The 285-nt window shown below is 66.0% G+C and carries 1 protein-coding gene; it reads left to right on the top strand.

The window, feature by feature from the left end; all coding sequences use genetic code 11:
* A partial coding sequence (locus MD536_RS21445; protein ID WP_317208155.1) for an HlyC/CorC family transporter associated domain-containing protein occupies window positions 1-191 on the top strand: 191 nt, incomplete at its 5' end.
* Window positions 192-285 lie beyond the last annotated feature (94 nt).

The following is a 285-nucleotide window of genomic DNA, read 5'->3' as shown; positions in this document are numbered from 1 at the left end:
ATACCGTCGCCGGGCTGGTGATGAGCGCGCTGGGCCACATGCCCAAGCGCGGTGAGACGGTCGACGTCGACGGCTTCCGTTTTACTGTCGCGCGCTGCGACAACCGCCGCATCTATCTGCTCGATGTGGTGCCGCTCACCGCCGAAGAGGGGTTTGGCGACGAGGAGCACGATGTCAAACCGCTGGTTTGAATCGGGCTGGCGGGGCGACCTGCTCGCCCTGCTGGCAGGTGCGCTGCTGCCGCTCGCCTTCGCCCCCTTTCACCTCTTTCCCATTGCACCGCTC

Origin of the sequence: Flavihumibacter cheonanensis (genome assembly GCF_022352215.1) — a bacterium.
Taxonomy (GTDB): domain Bacteria; phylum Bacteroidota; class Bacteroidia; order Chitinophagales; family Chitinophagaceae; genus Flavihumibacter; species Flavihumibacter cheonanensis.
Note: the sequence above shows the minus strand (reverse complement) of the source record. Positions and strands in the feature narration are given on the sequence as shown.